This is a genomic window from Arthrobacter russicus (assembly GCF_031454135.1).
GTDB classification, from domain to species: domain Bacteria; phylum Actinomycetota; class Actinomycetes; order Actinomycetales; family Micrococcaceae; genus Renibacterium; species Renibacterium russicum.
The window spans coordinates 1,371,492-1,394,285 of the sequence record NZ_JAVDQF010000001.1 but is presented as its reverse complement, the minus strand read 5'-3'; the positions used below and the strand labels follow the sequence as shown (position 1 = coordinate 1,394,285).

General features: G+C 65.6%; 23 protein-coding genes. 8 read left to right on the top strand and 15 right to left on the bottom strand.

The features are described 5' to 3' along the window. Positions 1-7: 7 nt before the first annotated feature. On the bottom strand, positions 8-499 hold the full coding sequence (greA, locus tag JOE69_RS06540; RefSeq protein WP_296363884.1) for a transcription elongation factor GreA: 492 nt from the start codon (positions 497-499) through the stop codon (positions 8-10). Between the two features lie 210 nt (positions 500-709). Next, positions 710-1,132 carry a DUF4307 domain-containing protein gene (locus JOE69_RS06535; protein WP_309797107.1) on the bottom strand — a complete coding sequence of 141 codons (423 nt, stop codon included), beginning with the start codon at positions 1,130-1,132 and terminating at the stop codon, positions 710-712. A 165-nt stretch (positions 1,133-1,297) separates the two neighbouring features. Between JOE69_RS06535 and mca the strand changes: the two genes are divergently transcribed. The 3 genes from mca to JOE69_RS06520 all read left to right on the top strand — a co-directional run bounded on the left by mca (position 1,298) and on the right by JOE69_RS06520 (position 4,673). Continuing rightward, positions 1,298-2,209, top strand: a complete 912-nt coding sequence (gene mca, locus JOE69_RS06530; RefSeq protein ID WP_309797105.1) for a mycothiol conjugate amidase Mca — start codon at positions 1,298-1,300, stop codon at positions 2,207-2,209. Between the two features lie 96 nt (positions 2,210-2,305). Next, entirely contained in the window at positions 2,306-2,623 is a 318-nt protein-coding gene (locus JOE69_RS06525) for a hypothetical protein (protein WP_374709681.1), read from the top strand. Then, a complete protein-coding gene (locus tag JOE69_RS06520; protein WP_309797103.1) occupies positions 2,583-4,673 on the top strand; it encodes a thioredoxin domain-containing protein in 2,091 nt (696 codons plus the stop codon). The genes JOE69_RS06525 and JOE69_RS06520 overlap by 41 nt, the downstream gene beginning before the upstream one ends. On the opposite strand, the gene trhA is transcribed toward JOE69_RS06520, so the two are convergent. Then, on the bottom strand, positions 4,648-5,340 hold the full coding sequence (gene trhA / locus JOE69_RS06515) for a PAQR family membrane homeostasis protein TrhA (protein ID WP_309797101.1): 693 nt from the start codon (positions 5,338-5,340) through the stop codon (positions 4,648-4,650). The two genes, JOE69_RS06520 and trhA, sit on opposite strands and share 26 nt — an antisense overlap. 189 nt (positions 5,341-5,529) lie before the next feature. Here trhA and uppS point away from each other — a divergent pair, with 189 nt between their 5' ends. Together uppS and phoH2 are read left to right on the top strand one after the other, a co-directional pair. Further along, a complete protein-coding gene (gene uppS / locus JOE69_RS06510; protein WP_296364199.1) occupies positions 5,530-6,291 on the top strand; it encodes a polyprenyl diphosphate synthase in 762 nt (253 codons plus the stop codon). A 391-nt stretch (positions 6,292-6,682) separates the two neighbouring features. After that, positions 6,683-7,978 (top strand): RNA 5'-3' helicase PhoH2, encoded by a 1,296-nt coding sequence (phoH2, locus tag JOE69_RS06505; RefSeq protein WP_296364200.1) that lies wholly within the window; start codon positions 6,683-6,685, stop codon positions 7,976-7,978. Between the two features lie 71 nt (positions 7,979-8,049). Here the strand turns inward: phoH2 and JOE69_RS06500 are convergent, their stop codons facing one another. Further along, a complete protein-coding gene (locus JOE69_RS06500; RefSeq protein ID WP_309797099.1) occupies positions 8,050-8,505 on the bottom strand; it encodes an anthrone oxygenase family protein in 456 nt (151 codons plus the stop codon). Between the two features lie 54 nt (positions 8,506-8,559). Continuing rightward, positions 8,560-9,321: a hypothetical protein gene (locus JOE69_RS06495; protein WP_309797097.1), complete on the bottom strand. Its 762-nt coding sequence runs from the start codon at positions 9,319-9,321 to the stop codon at positions 8,560-8,562. Positions 9,322-9,379: 58 nt separating this feature from the next. On the opposite strand from JOE69_RS06495, the gene JOE69_RS06490 reads away from it, so the two are divergent. Both JOE69_RS06490 and JOE69_RS06485 read left to right on the top strand, forming a co-directional pair. Continuing rightward, a complete protein-coding gene (locus JOE69_RS06490) occupies positions 9,380-9,883 on the top strand; it encodes a prepilin peptidase (protein WP_309797095.1) in 504 nt (167 codons plus the stop codon). A gap of 12 nt (positions 9,884-9,895) precedes the next feature. Then, positions 9,896-10,369 (top strand): NUDIX hydrolase, encoded by a 474-nt coding sequence (locus tag JOE69_RS06485; protein WP_309797093.1) that lies wholly within the window; start codon positions 9,896-9,898, stop codon positions 10,367-10,369. Positions 10,370-10,442: 73 nt separating this feature from the next. Here the strand turns inward: JOE69_RS06485 and JOE69_RS06480 are convergent, their stop codons facing one another. The 5 genes from JOE69_RS06480 to JOE69_RS06460 form a co-directional block, all read right to left on the bottom strand. Continuing rightward, a complete protein-coding gene (locus tag JOE69_RS06480) occupies positions 10,443-12,098 on the bottom strand; it encodes an MDR family MFS transporter (RefSeq protein ID WP_309797090.1) in 1,656 nt (551 codons plus the stop codon). Then, a complete protein-coding gene (locus tag JOE69_RS06475) occupies positions 12,095-12,760 on the bottom strand; it encodes a TetR/AcrR family transcriptional regulator (protein ID WP_309797088.1) in 666 nt (221 codons plus the stop codon). The genes JOE69_RS06480 and JOE69_RS06475 overlap by 4 nt, the downstream gene beginning before the upstream one ends. Before the next feature lie 144 nt (positions 12,761-12,904). Further along, on the bottom strand, positions 12,905-14,338 hold the full coding sequence (locus tag JOE69_RS06470) for a class II fumarate hydratase (RefSeq protein WP_296363898.1): 1,434 nt from the start codon (positions 14,336-14,338) through the stop codon (positions 12,905-12,907). 56 nt (positions 14,339-14,394) lie between these two features. Continuing rightward, on the bottom strand, positions 14,395-15,009 hold the full coding sequence (locus JOE69_RS06465) for a carbonic anhydrase (protein WP_309797085.1): 615 nt from the start codon (positions 15,007-15,009) through the stop codon (positions 14,395-14,397). Further along, positions 15,006-15,707, bottom strand: coding sequence for a DUF4245 domain-containing protein (locus tag JOE69_RS06460; RefSeq protein ID WP_309797082.1), 702 nt, complete (start codon positions 15,705-15,707; stop codon positions 15,006-15,008). Before JOE69_RS06460 ends, JOE69_RS06465 begins: the two co-directional genes overlap by 4 nt. A gap of 186 nt (positions 15,708-15,893) precedes the next feature. Here JOE69_RS06460 and glpX point away from each other — a divergent pair, with 186 nt between their 5' ends. Then, a complete protein-coding gene (gene glpX, locus JOE69_RS06455; RefSeq protein WP_296363901.1) occupies positions 15,894-16,928 on the top strand; it encodes a class II fructose-bisphosphatase in 1,035 nt (344 codons plus the stop codon). Between the two features lie 95 nt (positions 16,929-17,023). Here the strand turns inward: glpX and JOE69_RS06450 are convergent, their stop codons facing one another. The 5 genes from JOE69_RS06450 to JOE69_RS06430 are packed head-to-tail and all read right to left on the bottom strand — an operon-like array spanning position 17,024 to position 22,623. Continuing rightward, entirely contained in the window at positions 17,024-17,971 is a 948-nt protein-coding gene (locus JOE69_RS06450) for a lipid II:glycine glycyltransferase FemX (protein ID WP_309797081.1), read from the bottom strand. Positions 17,972-17,981: 10 nt separating this feature from the next. Then, on the bottom strand, positions 17,982-19,238 hold the full coding sequence (gene manA / locus JOE69_RS06445; protein ID WP_309797079.1) for a mannose-6-phosphate isomerase, class I: 1,257 nt from the start codon (positions 19,236-19,238) through the stop codon (positions 17,982-17,984). Positions 19,239-19,247: 9 nt separating this feature from the next. Next, entirely contained in the window at positions 19,248-20,852 is a 1,605-nt protein-coding gene (locus tag JOE69_RS06440; protein ID WP_309797077.1) for an LCP family protein, read from the bottom strand. Next, positions 20,849-21,424 carry a 5-(carboxyamino)imidazole ribonucleotide mutase gene (gene purE / locus JOE69_RS06435; protein ID WP_296363905.1) on the bottom strand — a complete coding sequence of 192 codons (576 nt, stop codon included), beginning with the start codon at positions 21,422-21,424 and terminating at the stop codon, positions 20,849-20,851. The genes JOE69_RS06440 and purE overlap by 4 nt, the downstream gene beginning before the upstream one ends. After that, the gene (locus JOE69_RS06430; RefSeq protein WP_309797074.1) at positions 21,421-22,623 is read right to left on the bottom strand and encodes a 5-(carboxyamino)imidazole ribonucleotide synthase; all 1,203 of its coding nucleotides are present in this window, start codon (positions 22,621-22,623) and stop codon (positions 21,421-21,423) included. The genes purE and JOE69_RS06430 overlap by 4 nt, the downstream gene beginning before the upstream one ends. Between the last annotated feature and the right edge of the window lie 171 nt (positions 22,624-22,794).

Below are 22,794 nucleotides of genomic sequence, written 5' to 3'. Positions count from 1 at the left end.
TCCAGGTTCAGCCCACGAAGGGCTTGGCGGAGATGATCTCCACCTTGATGTCCTTGCCGTTCGGCGCGGTGTAGCTGAGTTTGTCGCCGGCCTTGTGGCCTTGGATCGCGGCACCGAGCGGCGACTTTTCGCTGAACACGTCGAGATCGGTATCGCCGGCGACTTCGCGGCTGCCGAGCAGGAAGGTGGTCTTCTCGCCGGCGATTTTGGCCACCACGAGCATTCCGGGTTCGACGATCCCGTTGTCCTCCGGGGATTCACCGACGTGCGCGTCGCGCAGCAGTTCGGTCAATTGCCGGATGCGGGCTTCGATTTTGCCCTGCTCTTCTTTGGCTGCGTGGTAGCCGCCGTTCTCCTTGAGGTCGCCCTCGGAACGTGCCTGTTCAATCTTCTTGACCACCTCGACGCGACCGGGGCCGGAGAGTTCCTCCAGCTCGCCCTGCAGGCGGTCGAAAGCTTCCTGGGTGAGCCAGGCGGTTGGTGCGCTAGGGGTAGACACGGATGTCCTCCTCGTGGTTGCTGGGTGCTTGCTTTACAAGCAAAGACCCCGCCCAGGTTCGCCGTCGATTCGTTCCGACTGCTCGCCAAGCGGGGAGAAGATATTGAACAAGTGTAGGCAAAACGCCTGGATTACCCAAGAGTTGTTCGCCGACAGCGTGTCTTCGTGGCCGAATTGCAACCGCCGGGATCCCCGGATCGGGCAGCCGGCTCAGTCGGTTTTCGCGATCCAGCAGCTGTCCACGGTCGCGGTGACCGCCAAAGCATCAGTGCGCAGTTCGACCCGTTGGCTGGTATTGGCCGTCTGGTCCGCATTCGGCGGAATCGTGACGACCTTCCAGCCGACCACCGCATAACCGTTGTCGAGCGCTTGCACTGCGCATTGCGCGGTCGCCGTCGCCGGCTTGTTGACCTGGAACTCGATCACCGTCTGGGTGGCATCGGTCACTTGGTAGCCCAGCAGTTTGTTCTCGGCCGTGGGGCCCTTCCCGAAGGTGAGCCAGCTGATGAACAAAAGCACCAGGACCGCGGCCACGGCAATCAGCCAGAGCTTCCGTTTGCGGCTGAGTTTGCGCCGCTTCGAGCCGTAGCGCTGGGCAAGGGTGGTGGCCGAGGGGGCAGTCGGTGTGGACATGGAAGGTACGCCGGTCCCGTTCTGTGGTCGATGCAGTTGGTTCCTGTGGAAGCACGCGGTAATGTCCAGTCTAGTTCGCCCGAGCGGTACTGGGTGCACCGGGTGAGGGCAAAGCCTCCGGGAGCGGGGCTCCGGAGGCGAAATGGGATTGCAAAAGGAATGCGAATGGCTCAGGGAGCAGAAACCACACCAGATTCCGGGCTGCGTTTGCTGGCAGTGCACGCCCATCCCGACGACGAATCGAGCAAGGGTGCGGCCACCATGGCCAGTTACCTGGCCGACGGCGTCCAGGTGATGGTGGCGACCTGCACCGGGGGAGAGCGCGGCGGAATCCAGAATCCGGCGATGGCAGGCGACGCGCATTCGCTGCGGGACATGGCCGGAGCACGCAGGCTGGAAATGGCCCGGGCGGCCGCGATCCTGGGCATCGAGCACCGGTGGCTCGGATTCGAAGATTCCGGCTTGCCGGAGGGCGACCCGTTGCCGGCGTTGCCGTTCGGCGCCTTCGCGACGGTGCCGTTGGAGCAGGCGGCGGCGCCGTTGGTCCGGCTGGTCCGGGAGTTCCGCCCGCAGGTGATCATCGCCTACGACGAGCACGGCGGCTACGGGCACCCGGACCACATCATGGCGCACCGGGTTGCCGTGGAAGCGTTCCAGGCCGCCGGGGATCCGGAGCGTTATCCCGGGACCGGAACCGCTTGGCAACCAGCCAAGCTGTACTACGATCTGGCGTTCAACCAACAGCGCTTCCGGGCACTGCACTTCGCCCTGGTCGAAGCCGGGCTGCAATCGCCCTACGCGGAGTTCATCGCGGCCAGCCAGGAAGCCGATCCGGACGGCAGCGGGATGCCGCCGGAGCTGCATCCGACCACTTCCCAGGTCGATTGCGGAGACTATTTCGAGATCCGCGACCGCGCGCTCAAGGCCCATGCCACCCAGGTGGATCCGGAAGGCTTCTTCTTCCGGGTATCCACCGATTTGCAGCGGAAGGTGTGGCCTTGGGAAGACTATTCTTTGATCGAGTCCAGGGTCGCCACGGAGCTGCCGGAGCGGGATCTGTTCGCCGGATTGCGCTGAGCGGGCCGGGGATTTCTTCTACGGCTTGTCGAAAAGTTTGCCGACATCGGCCGGATGGATTTCCAATAGCGCGTTCCGGCACGGGATAATGGACGAATGCTTCCAATGATCAAGCTGCTCGAGGCGGTCTCCAGCTCGAGTGAATCGCCGTCGCTCAAAGCCGGACTGAGCGAGGACCAGGTGAGTCCGGGCTTCCTGGGCTTCCTGTTGACTTTTTTCGTCGTCGCCTTGACGGCGTTCTTGATCGTGGACATGGTCCGCCGGATCCGCCGGGTGCGCTACCGGGCGCAAGTGGCCGGAGAGCTGGTCGAGCCCGGCTTCGGCGAGGCTGATTCCGGGGCCGAACCGGTGGCCGGGGCAGCCGGGGCGCCGAATGACCCAGATTCCGGCGATCATGGACCCCGCCGGCACTAACGCCCTCGCCGGGCAGACTTCGGCCTACCTCCGCCAGCATGCGGCGCAGCCGGTGCATTGGCAGCCGTTCGGCGAGGCCGCTTTCGCCGCGGCAGTGCGCCGGGAGCAGCCGGTTTTCCTCTCTATCGGCTATGCGGCCTGCCATTGGTGCCATGTGATGGCGCACGAATCTTTCGACGACCCGGAGCTGGCGGAGTATTTGAACGCCAATTTCATCCCGGTCAAGGTCGACCGCGAGGAGCGCCCCGACGTCGACGCGGTCTACCTGTCGGCAACCCAGGCGATCAGCGGTCAGGGCGGCTGGCCGATGACGGTGTTCCTGACTCCGCAAGGGCAGGCGTTCCATGCCGGGACGTATTTCCCGCCGCAGCCGAGCGAGGGCCGGCCCTCGCTGCGCCAAGTATTGGCCGCGGTGCTCGAAGCCTGGCAGGACCGCCGGGCGGAAGTCTACGAATCTGCGGACAGCTTGGCGCAGACCCTGCAGGGCACGCCTTTGGCCGTGCGCCCGGTGGTTTCGCTGCCCGGCGCGCCGGATTCCCGCCCGGAGCTGCTCGATGCCGCGCTGGCCGGGCTGGCGGGCCAACTGGATCCGGTGCACGGCGGCTTCGGCAAGGCGCCGAAGTTCCCGCCGTCGCCGGTTCTGGGTTTTCTGATCCGGCACGCCGCAACCGACCGGGACGCGGCCGGGACCGCCCGTTCGATGGCCGCGGCGAGCTTGGCCGGAATGGCCGATTCGGCGCTCTTCGATCAGTTGGCCGGCGGCTTCGCCAGGTATTCGGTGACCGCAGACTGGTCGCTGCCGCACTACGAGAAAATGCTTTACGACAATGCGCAACTGCTGCGGCACTATGCCGCTTGGCTGAAGTTGCCGGAGGGCGCCGACTTCGAGCCGCAGCGGGCGCGCCGGGTGCTGCGCGGCGTCGTCGATTTCCTGCTGGATTCATTGGCGTTGCCGGCGGGCTGCTTCGCCTCCTCGCTGGACGCTGATTCGATGCTCGACGGCGTGCTCACCGAGGGCGCCGCTTACACCTGGACCGCGGCGGAGCTCGGTGCGGTGCTGGGCGAAGCCGACGGTGCGCGGTACGCCGGGTTGATGAACGTCGCCGACGAACCCGTGCCGCTGCACCCGGCCCGGGCGTTCGGCGCCGCCGACCAGGGCTTCGTCGATTCGGTCCGGACCGCACTGCTGGAATCCCGGAACCGGCGCAGCCAGCCGGAGCTGGACGACAAGGCGGTGGCCGGTTGGAACGGACTCGCGATCAGCGGCCTGCTCGAAGCCTGGTCGGTGCTGGACGACCCGCGCTGCCTCGAAGCGGCAGAACGCTGCGGACGCGCGTTGCTGGCTTCGCATTGGCGCGACGGCCGGTTGTCCCGGGTCCCGGGCAACGGCGCGATCGGCCTGCTCGAAGACCACGCCTGGTGCGCGGAAGCGTTTTTCCTGCTGTTTTCGGCGACGGCCGATGCCGCCTGGTACCGCCACGGAGAAGCCCTGCTGCTGGCCGCTTGCGAGGCCTTCGTCAGTGCCGACGGAGTGGTCGACGCGGTGCCGGATTCCGTGGAACTGCTTCGCGCCCAGGGCGGCCGGCAAGGCGCCGATCCGCTGGACAATGCCACCCCCAGCGGAGTTGCCGCCTTTGCCGAGAGCCTGCTCCGCTACGCCGCCTTGAGCGGCTCAACCTTGCACCGGGGGCTGGCGGAATCGATTCTGGCCGGCTTGGCGCCGGTGGCGGTGCGGTACCCGAGAGCGGCCGGAGCTGCCTTGGCCGCGATTGAGTCGGTGCTTTCCGGCCCGTTGGAAGTCGCCGTCGTCGGCCCGGAGCGTGAGTCCATGCTCGCGGTGGCCAGGCGGAGCCCGCTGCCCGGCCTGGTGATCGCCGCCTCGGACGGCAGGGCCAGCACTGCTCTGGACAGTCCCGTCCCGTTGTTGCAGGGCCGGCGTGCGGATGCCGGAGCTTTGGCGTTCGTCTGCCGGAAGATGGTCTGCCAGCGCCCGACCGCGGATCTGCGGCAGCTCGAGGCACAGCTCAGCGGGTATAGACCGCGAACATGATCGCAATGAAATGGCAGGCGAAGCCGGCCACGGTGAATGCGTGGAAGAACTCGTGGAAGCCGAAATGCGCCTTGCTGAAATTCGGCCGCTTGATTCCGTAGAATACCGCTCCGGCAATGTAGAAAGCGCCGCCGACGCAGATCAGGATCGCAGCCGGAATGCTTGCTGCGAAGAAGTCCGGGATGAAGAACAGCGAAGCGAGGCCCAGGGCGACATAGATCGGTACGTAGAGCCAACGCGGCGCGTGCACCCAGAGCACCCGGAAAGCCACCCCGGCCAGCGCTCCGCACCAGATCAGCCAAAGCAGCAGGGCGGCTTTTTCCGGGGGCAGCAGCAGCGCCGAAAGCGGCGTGTAGGTACCGGCGATCACCAGCATGATGTTGGTGTGGTCCAGGCGCTTCAGCACGGCCTTGACCTTGGGCGACCAATTGCCGCGGTGGTACACCGCGCTGGTGCCGAAGAGGAGTATTCCGGTGAAGGCATATACAGCTGAGGTGACCTTGCCGGTAGTGGTCGGAGCCACGCAGATCAGCACGATCCCGGCGGCGAGGGCCAGCGGGGTCGCGGCCAGATGGATCCAGCCGCGCCAGCTGGGCTTCACCTCGGGCGGTGCTGGTGCGGGGTGCCGGCCGGTGCCGCCCAGAGTTGCGGAGGCTGTGCTTTCCATACTCGAATTCTAACCTACGGCGAAGTAAGTTACTGCTGGGTAACATGAGGATTCGCTGAGTCTTGCCTCGTGCCGGGTACCCTAGAGTGGGCGCATGAGGACGAAGGGTTCGGCCGGTACCGGAGCGTGCGGGGGCGCGTCGGGGTAAAACGCGGACAAGTAGAGGAAGGCGGGGCGTCGACGATGCCGGTGAAACTGCCGCAGTTGCTCTACGACTACTACGAGCGCAGGCTGGTCAAATCCCTCAAAGGGCAGAAGATTCCCGCGCACGTGGCGATCGTGGTCGACGGCAATCGCCGTTGGGCGAAGCAATTCAATGCTTCCTCCGGCCACGGCCATCAGGCCGGGGTGGAAAAGATCCACGAGTTCCTGGGCTGGTGCCGGGACTTCGGCGTCAAAACCGTCACGATCTACATGCTTTCCACTGAAAACGTCAATCGCTCCAAGGCGGAACTCGACGAATTGCTCGGCATCATCGCCAGGCTGATGGACCATCTGGATTCGGACGAGTCGATCAGCGTCAGCGCGATGGGCGCTCCGGAGCTGTTGCCGGATTATCTGGCCGAGCGGCTGATCCGGTTGACCCAGCACCGGCCGGCCAGCGAGAAGCTGCACATCAACCTCGCGGTAGGCTACGGCGGCCGCCGGGAGATCGTGGACGCGGTCCGCGGTTTGCTGCGCGATGCGGTCGCCGAGGGCAAAGACATCGGGGTGCTGGCGGAAGAACTCGACGCCGAGGACATCTCCAGCTACCTGTACACCTCCGGCCAGCCCGATCCTGATTTGTTCATCCGGACCTCCGGTGAGCAACGGCTCTCCGGATTCCTGATCTGGCAGAGCGCTTACAGCGAAATGTATTTCTGCGAGGTGCTCTGGCCGGCGTTCCGCAAAGTCGACTTCCTGCGTGCCCTGCGCGATTACGCCGGGCGGCACCGCCGTTACGGCTACTGATCGTGGCGGCGCAACTGTTCACACCGAGTTAACCGACACGCCGTTTGCCGGGTACCGCGTGGGCGTCGTTGCAGGCGTAGATTTTGTCTCATCGGCACTCACCCAGAGCGCCGGTCGGGAGGGCCAGTGACTGCGCGATTCTTCGCTCCGAACACCTTGGAGGCTGGTCCTGTGCCAAGCCTCATGGCCGGACCGCCCCACGTGAGAAGCAACCGGGCATGTACCCGGGGTCTGGAGTCCTGTGGCACTGACTGAAAATGCGCTGGCCGGGAACCTGCCGGAGGAAGCTGAAGGCGCAGCAAAGCAAGATACCCCTCGCAGCAAGCGGGGCGGCACGAAACGCAAAACTGAAACCAGTACTGGGAAAACCACGGCCGGCCGAGCGAAGTCCATCGCTGCCGGCCGTTCCTATGTGCTGGACACCTCGGTGCTGCTTTCCGATCCGCGCGCGATCATGCGGTTCGCCGAGCACGAAGTGATTTTGCCGATCGTGGTGATCAGTGAGCTGGAGGGCAAGCGGCACGACCCGGAGTTGGGCTACTTCGCCCGAAAAGCGCTGCGTCTGCTCGATGACCTTCGGGTTGAGCACAGCGGCTTGAACAAGTCGATCCCACTCGGGGAAGAGGGCGGATCGCTGCGGGTCGAGCTGAACCACATTTCCACCGAGGTGCTGCCTGCCGGGTTCCGCAGCGGCGACAACGACGCCCGGATCCTCGCGGTGGCGAAGAACCTTTCGAATGAGGGCCACGACGTCACGGTGGTGTCCAAAGACCTGCCGATGCGGGTGAAGGCCTCGGCGATGGGCCTGCAGGCCGACGAGTACCGGAACGAACTGGTCAAGGATTCCGGCTGGACTGGCGTTGCCGAAGTGGATGTGCTGGACGACGAGATCTCCGCGCTCTACGGGCATGAGCCGGTCTTCGTGCCGGCGGCGGCCGAGATGCCCAGCAACACCGGACTGATCCTGCTCTCCAACCGGGGTTCGGCGCTGGGCCGGGTGGGCGCGGACAAGCAAGTGCGGCTGGTCCGGGGCGACCGCGACGTCTTCGGCCTGCACGGGCGTTCCGCGGAGCAGCGGCTGGCCATCGACCTGTTGATGGATCCTGAGGTCGGCATCGTTTCGCTGGGCGGCCGGGCCGGCACCGGCAAGTCCGCACTGGCGCTCTGCGCCGGCCTGGAAGCGGTGTTGGAGCGCCGGGAGCACCGCAAAGTAGTGGTCTTCCGCCCGTTGTTCGCGGTCGGCGGCCAGGAACTCGGCTATCTGCCCGGCAGCGAGCAGGAGAAGATGGGTCCCTGGGCCCAAGCGGTCTTCGATACGCTGGGCGCCCTGGTCTCCCAAGAAGTGGTCGAGGAAGTGATGGACCGGGGCATGCTCGAGGTGCTGCCGTTGACGCACATCCGCGGCCGCTCGCTGCACGACGCTTTCGTGATCGTCGACGAAGCGCAGTCGCTGGAGAAGAACGTGCTGCTGACCGTGATGAGCCGGATCGGCCAGAACTCGAAGATCGTGCTGACCCACGACGTGGCGCAGCGGGACAATCTCCGGGTGGGCCGGCACGACGGCATCGCGGCGGTGGTGGAGACCCTGAAGGGGCATCCGCTCTTCGGGCACATCACGCTGACCCGCTCCGAGCGTTCACCGATCGCGGCACTGGTGACTGAACTGCTCGAGGGCGCCGAGATCTGATTCCTTTCGTCGAGCGTGCACTTGTGGCGGGTTGGCCCAGTCGATACTCGCCACAAGTGCACGCTCGGCGCTCAGTTGAGGAGCCCGACGGTGAGCAGGATCGCGCTCGCCGTGTTCAAGAGGCCTCGGGCCAGGTTCGACGCCGACCAGGCGTGGCGGAAGGCCGGCCAGCACTCCGGATCGGTGGCCAGGCGGCGGTTCCACGGCACGTTGTGCGCGAGCGTCAGGATCAGGCTGATCAAGGCGAAGACCGCCCCGAGACTGAGCCAATGGTTGGCGAGCAGGTGCAACTGGGGCAAGAACACCACCAGCACCACCACTGCGGCGATCGGATTGAGCAGGAACGGCAGGAGGAAGCCGCGGCGTTCCGCCGCGACGTTGATCTGATTCATCGCCGCGGCCGCCCTCGCCGGCTGCAACCGGCTCAGTGCGGGCAGCACCATGAAGGAGAACGCCAAATACACGCCACCGAGCAGGCCCGAAGTGACGGCGGTGAAAACCACGGTGAAAGCTGTCCAGGGACTCATTCGACCAGTAAACCGCATCCGGGCGCCAGGCGATACTGAAAGTGCGCAGTCGGCTTACTGAGCCTGCGGGAGCTGCCATTCGATATGCTCCCGGACATCGGTCAAAACCGAGGATTCCTGGGTGAACAGGTCATCCAACATGTACTCGTCCACGGCCAGGATCTTGAGCCAATGGCCCTGGCCGGCCGTTTCGCCGTCCAACGACTGGCTGGCCACGCAAATGCCGGTGCCGGCGTCGATCCGCACCGCGGTGCGGCCCGGGAACAAGATCGGCGCATCGGGATGAAACGGCGTGTAGGTCGGATTCGGCCGCAGAACCGTTTCGAGGGCCTGGCGGCCTTCATGGTCCACGATCGCGATCGCTTCCGGCTCGGTCACATTGGAAAACGGGAAATCCAAGGGCACCGGGGCCTTGCCGGCCAGTTCCACCGGGTCCAACCAAGCCGAGAACCGGGCGGCGGAGGCCGGATCCGGACCGAAACCGGGCTCGCCGTATGCGGCTTCCGGACGCCGCCGGACCAGGCCGTCGTCGTCGTACCCGGGGGTGACCAGATACGCCGGGAGCAGCCAAGGCTTGCGCGAACCCGAGGTGAACAGCGAATCCTTCGAGTCGTTCAGCGCGGCGGTGCTGTGCAGCAGCGTGCCGTCGGCGGCTTCGACCCGCAGGGCGAGCGGCCGGCGCAACCAGGCAGTCACGAAGCGGGCTTCGGCGGCCGCCGGGCGTACTTGGAACCGCAGGCTCTGCCACTTCCAAGGGGATGAGCGGCACAGCGCTCGGAAGGCATCTGCACTGACCGAACTTTCCTGCTGCCACATATCCACAGCTTACGCCGCCCCGGAACCATTGCACCGAACAATCCAGTAACATCCGAAGATGCTGCAAAACCTCGGTGCGCTCACGGCTTGGCCGCTGAGCTTCGCGCTGGTGCTGCTGGCCTGCGGATACTTGTTGGCGATCACGGTTCCGCTGAGCATTATCGATCTCCGGTCGCATCTGCTGCCCAACCGGATCGTCTACCCGTCCGCGCTGATCGGGTTGCTGCTGCTGACTGCCGCCAGCTTGCTGCGCGGTGATCCCGGAACCGCATTGCGCACGCTGCTCGGCGGCCTGCTGCTCGGCTCCGGGTATTTGCTGCTGCGCTTGCTGCACCCCGCAGGAATGGGCTTGGGCGATGTGAAACTCGCGGTAGTGCTGGGGTTCTATCTGGCCTATCTGAGCTGGCCGCATCTTTTCTACGGCACCGTGCTGACCTTCCTGCTCGGCGGTTTGGCCGGGCTCGGCTTGCTGCTGAGCCGTCGGGGCAGCTTGGATTCGGCGATTCCGTTCGGGCCGTTCATGCTGGCCGGAACGCTGCTCGCGCTCTTGCTGCCGGCCTGAGAGACTGGCAGCATGCCAATCCCAGATTTCATCCTGTCCTTGCGTCAGAAGATCGGCCACGACCCCTTGTGGTTGCCCGGCGTCGGAGCGGTAGTGCTCGACGACGCCGGCCGGGTGCTGCTGGGCCGACGGGCGGACAACGGCGCGTGGACCATCATCACCGGGATGCTAGACCCGGGTGAGGAACCCGCGGTGGGCGCGGCCCGGGAAGTCCTGGAGGAGACCGGGGTGCTGGTCGAAGTGGAGCGGCTGGTCTCCACCAATGTGGTCGGACCGGTGGTTTTTGCCAACGGCGACGTCTGCACGTTCTTGAACCAGAGCTTCCGTTGCCGTTACCTCAGCGGTGAGGCCCGGGTGAACGATGACGAGTCATCGGACGTGCGCTGGTTCGCGCTGGACGACTTGCCGGAGCTCAATGCCGCGCATTTGCGGGCGGTGCAATTGGCCCAAGCGCCGGACGGCGCAGCCTGGTTCGTCAAAAACTGACGCTTCCGGCACGGAAAAGCCGGTGTGCTGCCCCCAAAGAGCAGCACACCGGCTCGGTCCGGAAACCAGCGGGTCAGAGCTTGCTGGTTCGGTGTTCCGGGTCCGCCCCGGCCTCCGGATGCTGTTGTGCCGCCAATCGCTCGGCTTCCAACCGTTCCGCTTCTTCGCCGCCGACGGCTTCGCCGCGGGCCACCATCCCGGAGGTGTCGGACAATGGAATCTGCTTCAGGGTCAGCGCCAGGATCAAGGCGATCACCAGGAACGGGATCAAGTACCAGAACACCGGGGCCAAAGAATCCGCATAGGCGTTGACCACGGCTTCTTTGACTGGGCCGGGGAGCGCGTTGAGCGTCGCCGGATCGATGCTGGCCGAAGCCGAGGAGGCCTGTTCCGCCGAGGCGCCGAAGCTGCCGAACACCGATTTGAGCGACTCCGCGAGCCGAGAGGCGAACAGCGTGCCGAAGACCGCGACGCCCAACGAGGCGCCGACTTCCCGGAAGTAGTTGTTGGTGCTGGTCGCGGTGCCGATCTCGTTCGCCGGAACCGCGTTCTGCACCACCAGCACGATCACCTGCATGATCATGCCGAGGCCGGCGCCGAAGAAGAACAACTGCACGCAGATCACCCAGATCGGGGTCGAGGCGGCCAAGGTGGTCATCCAGAGCATTGCGCCGATGGTCAGAATGGTGCCGATGATCGGGAAGATCTTGTATTTGCCGGTTTTGGTGATCGCGATGCCGGAGTAGATCGAAGTGCCGATCACGCCCACCATCATCGGCAGCATCAGCAGGCCGGAGGCGGCGGCCGAGGTCCCGGAAGACATCTGCAGGAAGGTCGGGACGAAGGCCAGTGCGGAGAACATGCCCAAACCCAGGGTGAAGCCGATTGCCGTCGAGTTGATGAAGATCCGGTTCCGGAACAAGCTCATCGGGATGATCGGGTCTTCCGCCTTCAGCTCGGTGAACACGAAGGCGGTGGCGGCGGCGAGCAATGCGGTGCCGAAGAGCCAGGTCCAGCCCGAGCCCCATCCCTGATCCGGTTTGCCGATGAAATCGGTGAAGAAGATCAGCGAAGTAGTGGCCAGGGAAAGCAGCACCACGCCCAGGATGTCGATCTTCTTCTCGGCCTTTTTGCTCGGCAAGGTCAGCGTGAAGAAGGCTACGATGAACGCCGCGATGCCGATCGGGATGTTGATGTAGAAGGCCCATTCCCAGGTCAGGTTGTCGACGAAGAAGCCACCCAGCAATGGCCCGGCCACTGCGGCCAAGCCGAAGATCGCGCCGAGCGGTCCCATGTATTTGCCGCGCTCTTTCGCCGGGACGATATCCGCGATGATCGCTTGCGAGAGGATCATCAAACCGCCGCCGCCCAGACCCTGAAGCGCGCGGAAGACCACGAACATCCAGAAGTTGCTGGCGAAGGCGGCGCCCACGGAGGCCAGGGTGAAGAGGGCGATGGCGATCAGGAACAGGTTGCGCCGGCCCAAGACGTCGCCGAATTTGCCGTAGATCGGCATGACGATCGTGGTGGCCAGCAGATAGGCGGTGGTGATCCAGGCTTGGTTCTCCACGCCGCCGAGTTTGCCGACGATGGTCGGCATCGCGGTGGAGACGATGGTCTGGTCCAAACTGGACAGCAGCATCCCGGCGATCAGGGCCGAGAAGATGATCCAAATTCTCCGCTTGGTCAGCAAGAGGGGCTGCGGGGTTGCGGTGGCAACGGTGCTCATGATTGTGCTCCGATTCCGGGACGGGATGTCTCGATGAGTTCTGGTACTGCATGGATGAAGTCGCGCAGGATGGCCTCGAAGGATCTCGAGTTGTCCGCGTTGAAGTAGATCTGGGTGGTTTGCCGGGCAGCTCCGCCGATCAGCACCGCGGCCATCACGATCCGCGGATCGTCGGGGTCGCAGTTTTCCCGCTGCGCCAGCAGTCCTTTGAAGACGCCTTTGCGTTGCGCGGTCTCGCCGAACAGCTTGGCCTGCAGATGCGGTTCCCGGTCGATGATGCCGACCAGTTGGCGGTACTGGGCGGCGTTGAAGGTCATCCGGGACGCCATTTCGCCGAACAGCGTGACGGTGTCTTCCATGAGCGTGGCGGAAATCCGGCCAGGCGTCGTCGAGCCCCGGGCCAGGAATTCTTCGAGCAGATCGCTCGGGATGCCGTCGTCGTTCCGGCCCAGGACCGCGTCCTCTTTGGAAGCGAAGTAGTTGAAGAAAGTACGCCGGGAAATGCCGACCCGTTCGCACAGCTGCTCCACCGTGTAACCGGCCAGGCCGTGCGCTTCGGTCAGATCCCGGGCGGTGTTGACGATGGCCTCCCAGCGTGCGGCGCGTTTGCGCTCGCGGAGGCCGGGGGCATCGTCGTCGGGAATTATTGCACTATTACTCACAAAGTAAATAATTGCACTCAGGCAACCATTGTGCAAATTGGTCCCGAGTGAGTTCGGTTGCTCAAACCACTGGGTCGCAGTTTTTTGCGGATGTATGCGCTGCATACCCGCAAAAACTGCGACCCAGTCGAGTCTGCTGACGGATTACTGCGGCGGACGGGTCATCGACAGCACGTCGAGCGCCTGGTCCAGCTGTGCTTCGGTCAGCTCGCCGCGCTCCAGATAACCGAGTGCGACCACGGCCTCGCGGACGGTGAGGCCTTCGGCGACCGCCTTCTTTGCGATCTTGGCGGCATTTTCGTAGCCGATGAACTTGTTCAACGGGGTCACGATCGACGGCGAGGCTTCTGCCAGGAAGCGGGCGCGCTCCACATTCGCGGTGATGCCGTCGATCATCTTGTCCGCCATGACCCGGGTGGTGTTGGTCAGCAAACGGATCGATTGCAGCAGATTCGCGGCCATCACCGGGATGCCGACGTTGAGTTCGAAGGCGCCGTTGGTGGAGGACAGGGCAATCGTGGTGTCATTGCCGATCACTTGCGCGCAGACCATGATCGCGGCCTCGCAGATCACCGGGTTGACCTTGCCGGGCATGATCGAAGAGCCGGGCTGCAGATCGGGAATCGCGATTTCGCCCAGGCCGGTGTTCGGGCCCGAACCCAGCCAGCGCAAGTCGTTGTTGATTTTCATCAGCGAATAGGCGATGTTGCGCAACTGGCCCGAAGCCTCGATCAAGCCGTCCCGGTTCGCTTGCGCCTCGAAGTGGTCGCGGGCCTCGGTCAACGGCAAGCCGGAATCGGCAGCGAGCAGTGCGATCACGCGCTGCGGGAAACCCGCGGGAGTGTTGATCCCGGTACCGACGGCGGTGCCGCCCAACGGGACTTCGGCAACCCGGGGCAGCGAGGATTGGATGCGCTCGACGCCGTAGCGCACCTGGGCGGCGTAACCGCCGAATTCCTGGCCCAGGGTGACCGGGGTGGCGTCCATCAAGTGCGTGCGGCCGGACTTCACCACGGTGGCGAACTCTTCGGCCTTGCGGCCCAGTGATGCGGCCAGGTGTTCCAACGCGGGAATCAGGTCATTGGTCAGAGCCGAGGTGGCTGCGACGTGCACGGAGGTCGGGAAAACGTCGTTGGATGACTGCGAAGCGTTGACGTGGTCGTTCGGATGGACCCGCTTTTCGCTGCCGGCAGCTTCCAGCGCCCGGTTCGCCAATGCGGCAAGCACCTCGTTGGTGTTCATATTCGAAGAAGTCCCGGAACCGGTCTGGAACACGTCGATCGGGAAGTCGCCGTCGTACTTTCCCGAAATCACTTCGTCGGCAGCGCCTTCGATCGCCTGGGCCAGCTCGCCGTCGAGCACGCCCAACTCGGCGTTCGCCGTGGCGGCGGCCTTTTTGATCCGGGCCAGAGCCTCGATGTGCGCCCGTTCCAGCGTGTTGCCGGAGATCGGGAAATTCTCCACGGCACGCTGGGTTTGGGCGCCGTACAGGGCGTCGGCCGGAACCCGGACCTCACCCATCGTGTCATGTTCAATGCGGAATTCTGGTGTGCCGGTGGCAGCGGACGTCTCAGTCATGAGACCAGAATATCGGTCGGTCCGGCGAACTCGGAATCGGGGCGGTGGAACCGGATTCAGAGTGCCCCGATGCTGTTCACCAGCTCGGCCCGGCCTTCGTCCAAGTGGTAGGCCAGCCCCACGATCGAAACCTCGTGCCGCTCCACCGCGGAGGAAACTGTCCGGGAGGCCTCCACCAGACGCAGTGCGGTCTGTTTGATGTGCTCCACCATGAAGTCGTTCACGTCCTGCCCGCCATCGCGCCGTGAAGCCAGCACCGAAGGGGTGATCCGTTCCACCAGATTCCGCAGGAAGCCGCCCGGCATGTCGCCGGAATCCACGGCTTCTTTGGTGGCGGTGATCGCCCCGCAGTTGTCGTGGCCGAGTACCACGATGAGCGGCACGCCGAGCACCGAGATGCTGTATTCGATCGAACCGAGGACGGAAAGGTCGATGACCTGCCCGGCAGTACGCACCACGAAGGCGTCGCCCAAGCCGAGGTCGAAGATGATCTCCGCAGCGAGCCGGGAATCCGAACAACCGAAAATCACCGCGAACGGGCTCTGCTGGTTCACCAGGGATTCCCGGTGCAAGGCATCCTGGTTGGGATGTTGCGATTCGCCGTGGACGAAGCGTTCATTGCCGGCCTGCAGTTTCTGCCAGGCTTCCTGGGGGGTGATCACGGTGCTCATTTGCCGCCTTCGGGGAGGGACGCGCCGGGGACCGCGGCGCTGCGGGCAGCGGCCACGGCATTGGCGACGACGTCGAGTTCGTTCAGTCCGGTCTGTTCGCCGCGCAGCACCACGGTGCTGCTGCCGGCGGTCGCGGTGGGGTTCAGGATCAAGGACATTGAGGTTCCGGGCTTGTCCCGCAGCTGCCAAGTCAGCCCGGAGAGCGTCCGGTCCCCGGTGACCGGGGCATTGTCCGTCCGCCCGGCGAGCCAGGTGGGATTCGCCTGCGCGGTTTCGGTCACCGTGATGAATTTCTGGCTCGGCGTGACATAGCCGACTTCCCAGAAGCCGACCCCGTCGCTGCCGGCCGCGGTCCATCGGGCGTAATTGGCGGTCCAACCGTCCGGGAGCGCGGGTGCAGCGGGCCTGAAGCCCGCGACGCCCTGGGCTTGGCCGGCGGCGGCCGGGACATCGACATTGGTCTGGTACAGCGGGCCGCTGGGGTGGGCGCTCATCAGCGGCAGGATCAGGGCCAGGCCCAGACTCACGCCGACCGCCATCAGCATGCCGATCACGGTGGCATTGGCGCGTTTGGCGGTGGCCGGCTTGAGCACCGGTTTGAAATCCTCCGGCTCGGCCGGGCCGGCTGCGCCGGGGGCGGTTCCGGCAGCGTCCCCTTGCGTTCCCGGGGCGGCGCCCTGCTGGCCTGCTTCAGTCATTCCTCTATAGTCGCGCATCAGTGCCCCGGAACACCACTTGGCGGGACCGGGCGGCCGCGGACCGGCTCCCCGCAGAGCGCCGCTGCGCCGGCCAGCCGAACGTATCGCTCGTCACAGTAGTTAGCCGTGGGCGTCTCGGCAAAATATGATGGGTACAACGAACCCGCTCAATGATGAGGATGAACTGTGACTGTTCTGCCCGAAGAAGCCCAGTATTCGACGCTTTCACGCTCATTGGCTGTGGGTGACGACGAACCGGACCGGAACCTCGCGCTCGAGCTGGTCCGGGTGACCGAAGCCGCAGCCATCGCCGGCGGCCATTGGGTCGGCTTCGGCGACAAGAACCTGGCCGACGGCGCAGCCGTCGATGCGATGCGTTCCTTCCTGCACACCGTGCATTTCAACGGCGTCGTGGTGATCGGCGAAGGCGAGAAGGACGAAGCCCCGATGCTCTTCAACGGCGAGCGCGTCGGAGACGGCACCGGCCCGGAGGTCGACGTCGCGGTCGATCCGATCGACGGGACCCGGCTGACCGCCCTCGGCATCAACAATGCGCTCGCCGTGCTCGCGGTCGCCGAACGCGGCACCATGTTCGACCCGTCCGCGGTGTTCTACATGGAGAAACTGGTGACCGGTCCGGAAGCCGCGGACATGGTCGATTTGCGCTTGCCGGTCAAGCAGAACCTGCACCTGATCGCCAAGGCAAAAGGCGTCAAAGTCAACCAGCTCAACGTGATGATTCTGGACCGGGACCGGCACAAGCCCCTGGTGGAAGAGATCCGCGATGCCGGAGCGCGGACCCGGTTCATCATGGACGGCGATGTGGCCGGCGCGATCGCGGCGGCCCGTTCCGGCACCGGCGTGGACGCCTTGATGGGCGTCGGCGGCACTCCGGAGGGCATTGTGGCGGCCTGCGCGATCAAGGCGCTCGGCGGCGTCATCCAGGGCCGGCTCTGGCCGACCAGCGACGACGAAAAGCAGAAAGCGCTCGATGCCGGCCATGATCTGGACCGGGTGCTCTCCACGAATGATCTGGTCACCAGCGACAATTGCTACTTCGCTGCCACTGGCATCACGGACGGCGATTTGCTGCGCGGGGTGCGTTACACCAAGGACCGCGTGGTCACCCAGTCGATCGTGATGCGCTCGAAGTCCGGGACCGTCCGGTTCGTCGACGCCGAGCACCACGCGAGCAAATGGGAAACCTACGCCCGCAGCTAGGCGCCCAGGCCCGTCCAATTCGGTGATTCAGCGGGCAGAGACGTCTGAGCCCACTGAAAGGGCCGATCGGACGGGCCTGGATTCGCGGGGAGCGGTCAGCCGCGGAGCGAGCGGACTTTCCCCCGGGCTTTCCGGGCCAGCTGGTAAGCCGCGTAGCGCAGCGGGTTCACCGGCAGGTCCCAGGTGCCCGGAAACTCCACGAGCCGACCGCCGAACGAGTTCTTGAAGGACGTGAATCCGGCCCATTTGTGTTCGGGTTGCCCTTCCGGCGCGACGCCGGAGAGGTCGACGTGGGCCAGGCCCTTGGCCTGGGCCTCCGCGATCAAGGTCACTACCAAAGGGATTCCTGCGCTGAGCTTCCGGTACTCGTCGTCCATCGCGGCGTGCGCATAGACCCGGGTGTCCGCGGAATCGTAAACCAGTGCTGCGGCGATCGGCCTGCCTTCGAGTTCGGCGAGGTAGAGGGTCACCGCGCCCATTGGCATCAGCGTCGTCGCCACCCGGTGGAGATAGTCGTCGCTCTGCGGTTTGAATCCGTTCCGTTCCGCGGTCCGGTGCAGGAAGCCCAGCAGCACCGAAATCTCGGCCGGGTCCTGCGTCGCCCGGAAAGCGACGCCTTTTTTCCCGATGTTCCGGTACAGGTTGCGGTTCGTCGGTTTCATCTGCGCAAGCGTCGGGGCCAGATCCGGACCCAGGTCGAGGATCCGGGTGAGCTCCGGTTGCTGGTTGGCCGGTGCCGGCACCATGCCGCGCTCGGCCAAGGCGCGTCGCGCGGCCTCGGCGCTCAGCGCCAAGCTCGCCGGTTCGAGGCGGATGAACACCGCACCGCGGCTTTTGGCGAGCGGCCGGATCTCGGCCAGGGCCGAATCCAAAGCGGCGAGATCCGCAGCGACCGGACCGTAGGGCAGGTACAGGACCTTGCCGGCCGGATTGCTTTCCTCGACCGCGAGGAATCGCCAGCCGTCGCCGCGCTGTTCGTGCACGGTTTTCCCCAGGCCACGTTGAAATTCGGCCCATGCCGGGCTCTGTACGAAGAAATCCATCCGGTCCAGACTATCCCGGGACGTCGTCGCCGGCGGTTCCCGTGGTGACCGCGAAGGCCAGGCACCCTTCGGTCGAATGCAGCACCGCGGGCGCTTCGGCTGCGGGCACGAAGGCACTCTCGCCGCGGAGCAGGGCCAGATCGCCGCGCGGCGAATCGAGCAGCGCGGAGCCGGAAACGAGCAGCACCAACAGCGGTCCGTGCTGGGCCAGAACCGCCGGTTCGCTGCCGGGCGCCAGCTCGATGCGCTGGAGCTGGAATTCACCGAAGCCCGGGGCGAAGACCTGTTGCCCCCATTCGGTGCCGCCCGCCGTGACGCGCGGCACCGGCAAAGCCCGGAAGTCCACCGTGCGCAGCAGTTCCGGAATGTCGATGTGCTTCGGGGTCAGCCCGCCGCGCAACACATTGTCCGAAGCGGCCATCACTTCGACGCCCAGCCCGTCCAAGTACGCGTGTACATTGCCGGCCGGCATCGCGAAACACTCGCCCGGTTCCAGGTGGACCAGATTCAGCAGGAGCGAAATCAGTGCGCCCGGGTCGCCTGGATAATCCGCACCGAGCCGGCGGACGGTACGCAGCGCGGGTCCGAGCGATTCCGGGGCCAGCGCACCGAGCTGCCGCTGGACCAGGGCCAGAGACTCCAGGACGTCCGGCGCCGCGGAAATCAGCCGTTCGAATGCGGCGTGCAGGGCCTGGGTTTCGGTGCCGTCGCGCAGGGTTGCCGCGATCTCCAGCAGCAGCGGGTCGGGAGCGGAGTTCCCGATGCCGGCCGACCGCGCCGAGTTGGCCAATGTCTCGAAGCTCGCCGCGGATTCGGCCGCGGGCCGGAATCCGCAGAGCGCGTCGAACGGGGTCAGCGCGAAGATCATTTCGGGCTTGTGGTTGTCGTCCCGGTAGTTGCGGTACGGGGAGTCTTGCGGGATGCCGGCTGCGTTTTCCGCGGCGAATCCGGCCTTCGCCTGGGCCAGGCTCGGATGCACCTGCAAGGACAGCGCCTGTCCGGCGGCGAGCAGTTTCATCAGGAATGGGAGCCGGTCGCCGAATTGGCGGCGGGATGCGCTGCCGAGCGTGTTCTGCGGGTCGGCCGCGATCAGCCGGTCCAGCGGCACCTCGCCGTCCGGGGTCTGGGCCTGCGACGGAGCCCCCGGGTGGGCGCCCAGCCACAGTTCGGCCTCCGGAGAGCCGGACGGCGCGCGGCCGAGCAACTCGGCGATCGCCGTCGTCGAGCCCCAGGCATAGGGCCGGAGCACATTCTGCAATTTGTACATGCTGGTACCTTAGCCCGGAGTGCAGCTGCCGTTGTTGGCGAGCAACTGGACCAGGGTATCGGTGGCCCCCCGCTCGGCCAGCCGCTGCAAGTAGTCCTGAGTCAGCGTCGGTGCCGGGGTGCTCGGTGCCGCCGGGGTGTTCGGTGCGGCCGGCGGATTGGGTTGCGCCGGAGCCCCCGGCGGCGCGGGCTGCGCCGGCGGCGCATTCACATCGGTACTCGCGGATTCGGGCGCTTTGCCGGCGATCAGGTCCTTGACCCTTTGCTGCAGCGACGGGAAATCCGGATAGGTCGGGAAGTCTTCGCTGAAATCCGGCGGGCCGATGGTCAGCCGGTCGAGCGGGAAACCTTTGGCCTTCAACGCCAGATTGATGAAACTGCCCAATTGCTGCTGCGGGATGTCGGATTCGATGACTTTCGCACCGGCATTCGCGATGTCGTTGAATTTGGTCAGCACCGTGGCCGGGTTCATCTGTTTCAGCACCGCCTGCTGGATGCATTGCTGGCGCTGGCTCCTGGCATAGTCGGTGACCCACTCCCGGGAGCGGGCGTACCAAAGCGCCTGTTCGCCGTTGAGGGTCTGCTCACCCGGCGCGATCCAGCCTTCCGGAGGCAGATGCCCGCCTTGTTCGTCGGTGGCCGCGCCGCTGATCGGCACCCAGCCTCCGGCGTTGACTTTGACGCCGCCGAGCGCGTCGATCAATTGCGAGAATCCGGCCATGTCGATGAGCACGTAGCCCTGGACGGTCAAGCCCAGAGTGCCGCCGGCGGCGTCCATCATCGCTTGGGCCCCGGGGTCCGATTCGCCGGGGTAGAGATTCTGGTAGTTTTCCGTGACATCGCTGTAGAGGAAATTGATGATGCAGTTGTCTCCGCAGTTGTAGCCCTGCGGATAGATCTTGCGCATCGGCGAGTTCGGGCTGAACTGGGCGTTCTGCAGATTCCGCGGGATCGAGATGGTCACGGTCTTCCCGGTCTGCGCATCGATGCTGAGCACGATGATGCTGTCCGGCCGGCGCCCGGTACGGTCTGCTCCGGCGTCTCCGCCCATCACCAGGAAGTTGTAGCGCCCGTCCACCGGGGCCATGTCCGGACCGGATGCCGTGAAAATGCTGCCCAGCGCGTTGCGGCCGGAGTTGACCAACCAGGCCGAGTAGCCGAGGGTCCCGGACGTGACCGCCATCAGCACGACCACGGAGGCGGCCACGATGATCCGCATGCCCGGGGCCAGCAGCACCGGACGGATGATCCGCAGCGTATTGACGAAAATAAAGGCCCAGCCGATGGCCAACAGCACCAGGACCAGGATCAGGAGCAGCGAAGCGATCGGATTGGTCAGGATGCTCAAGACCAATTCCCGATTGGCGAAGGAGAGCACGACGCCGATGATCAGCAAAGCCCAGACCGTGAAGGTGACCCGGAGCGCACTCCGGCCGAGATTGCGGTTTCCAGCCACCAGTTGGGCGCTGCCCGGGATGAAAAGACTCAGCACCAACAACAGGAAGGCGCGTTTGGCGCGCATCGGCGCATTCGCCGATTGCGGGTAACGGAGCGGATTCGTCAGGACCGGGGGCCGTTTCGAGGTCTTGTCGGTAGCGCGCGAGGAGAAACTCATACCGGGCCCTGCAACGCTCCGGCGGCGGTTCCGGGGTAGTCGAGCCTGGCCTGTTCCCGGAGTGCCGCGCCTTTGGCGCCGGCCGCTTCATTGAGCCCGGCCGCGAAGTCGGCCAGGGCCCGGCGCAACCGCTCGGCGAGTGCATCGGAGCCGCTCGCGAGGATCCGCACGGCGAGCAAACCGGCGTTGCGGGCGCCGCCGATCGAAACCGTCGCCACCGGGACTCCGGCAGGCATCTGCACGATCGACAGCAGCGAATCCATGCCGTCCAAGGTCTTCAGCGGCACCGGCACGCCGATCACCGGCAGGGTGGTCACCGAGGCGAGCATGCCGGGCAGATGCGCGGCGCCGCCGGCCCCGGCGATCACCGCACGCAGCCCGCGTTGCGCAGCGGTCCGGCCGTATTCGACCATTTCCAGCGGCATCCGGTGCGCTGAGACGACGTCCGCCTCGAACGGGATGCCGAACTCGTCGAGGATCTCGGCTGCGGCCTGCATCACCGGCCAGTCCGAGTCCGAACCCATGACCAGGCCGACCAGTGCGGCGTTGTCGTCGGAAGGAATCTGAGTCATCGTGTTGCCGCCTCGTTCGTGGTCGGTTGCTCTGCCGCCGGGCCCGGGGCCCCGTTCCGGATGATCGAAGCGGCCTCGGCCACTCTGGCGCGCAGCGCGGCCAAGGACTCCCCGTCCCGGGCCAAGCCGTTGACATGTGCGATCTTGCGACCCGGCCGGACCGATTTGCCGTAGTTGTGCACCTTGATCCCGGGTTGTGCGGCCAAAGCTGCCGGGTAGGCCCGGTAAAGCTCCTGGTTCGGCCCGCCGAGGATGTTCTTCATCACCGTGAACGGCGCAAGCGGACGGGGATCGCCCAGCGGAAGATCGGCTACTGCGCGCAAATGCTGTTCGAACTGGCCGGTCAGCGCACCGTCCATGCTCCAGTGCCCGGAATTGTGCGGACGCATGGCGAGCTCGTTGATCAAAAATCCGGCCCCGATGCCGGGAGTCTCGAAGATCTCCACAGCCATCGCCCCGGTCACGCCGAGCTCGTCGGCGATCCGCAAGGCAGCGTCCCGCGCGGCCGCCGCGACGTCGGCAGCCAACTGCGGCGCCGGTGCGATCACTTCGTCGCACACCCCGTCGATTTGGATCGATTCGACGACCGGCCAGGCCACTGCCTCACCGCTGGGCCGACGGGCCACCATGGCGGAAAGCTCCCGGCTGAAATCGACCTTGGCTTCTACCAGCAAGGGGTTCATCGCGGCGAACCAAGCGGCGGCCGCGGTGGCTTCCTCGGGTCCGGAAAGGATCCGGACCCCTTTGCCGTCATAACCGCCACGCGGGGTTTTCAAAACCACCGGCCAACCGACCGTTTCGCCGAATTCGACGATCTCCGGCACGGACCGCACGGCCGCCCAGGCGGGGTTCGGCAGTCCCAGCCGGTCGATCGCAGCCCGCATGACCAATTTGTCCTGGGCGTGCCGCAGGGCGGACGGCGTCGGCTGCACGTTCACGCCCTCGGCCATCAGGGTTTCCAGGTGCGCCGCCGGCACGTGCTCGTGGTCGAAGGTGAGGACGTCCACACTGCGCGCGAAATCCCGGAGCATGGCCAGATCGCGGTAGTCGCCCACCGTCGAATGCCGGGCGGCGTCCGCCGTGGAAACGTCGGCGGCTTCGGCCAGGACCCGCAGCCCGAGCCCCAATTCGAGCGCCGCCGGCACCATCATGCGGGCCAACTGGCCACCGCCCACCACACCAATCACTGGAAAAGTCACAAGGTCAAGAGTAGCGAGTGTGCGTGTGCAGAGCGTCCCCCGGCGCGTCGGGGCGGGATATGCGCAGCCGGTTCACAGCCGATTCCCGGTGCGGCCCGCCTTGCTGCGGCGCGAAGCCGCGGACCATCCTGGGAAGTTTCCTGGTGGCTGGGCGGGGAGGGCCCGGGGAAG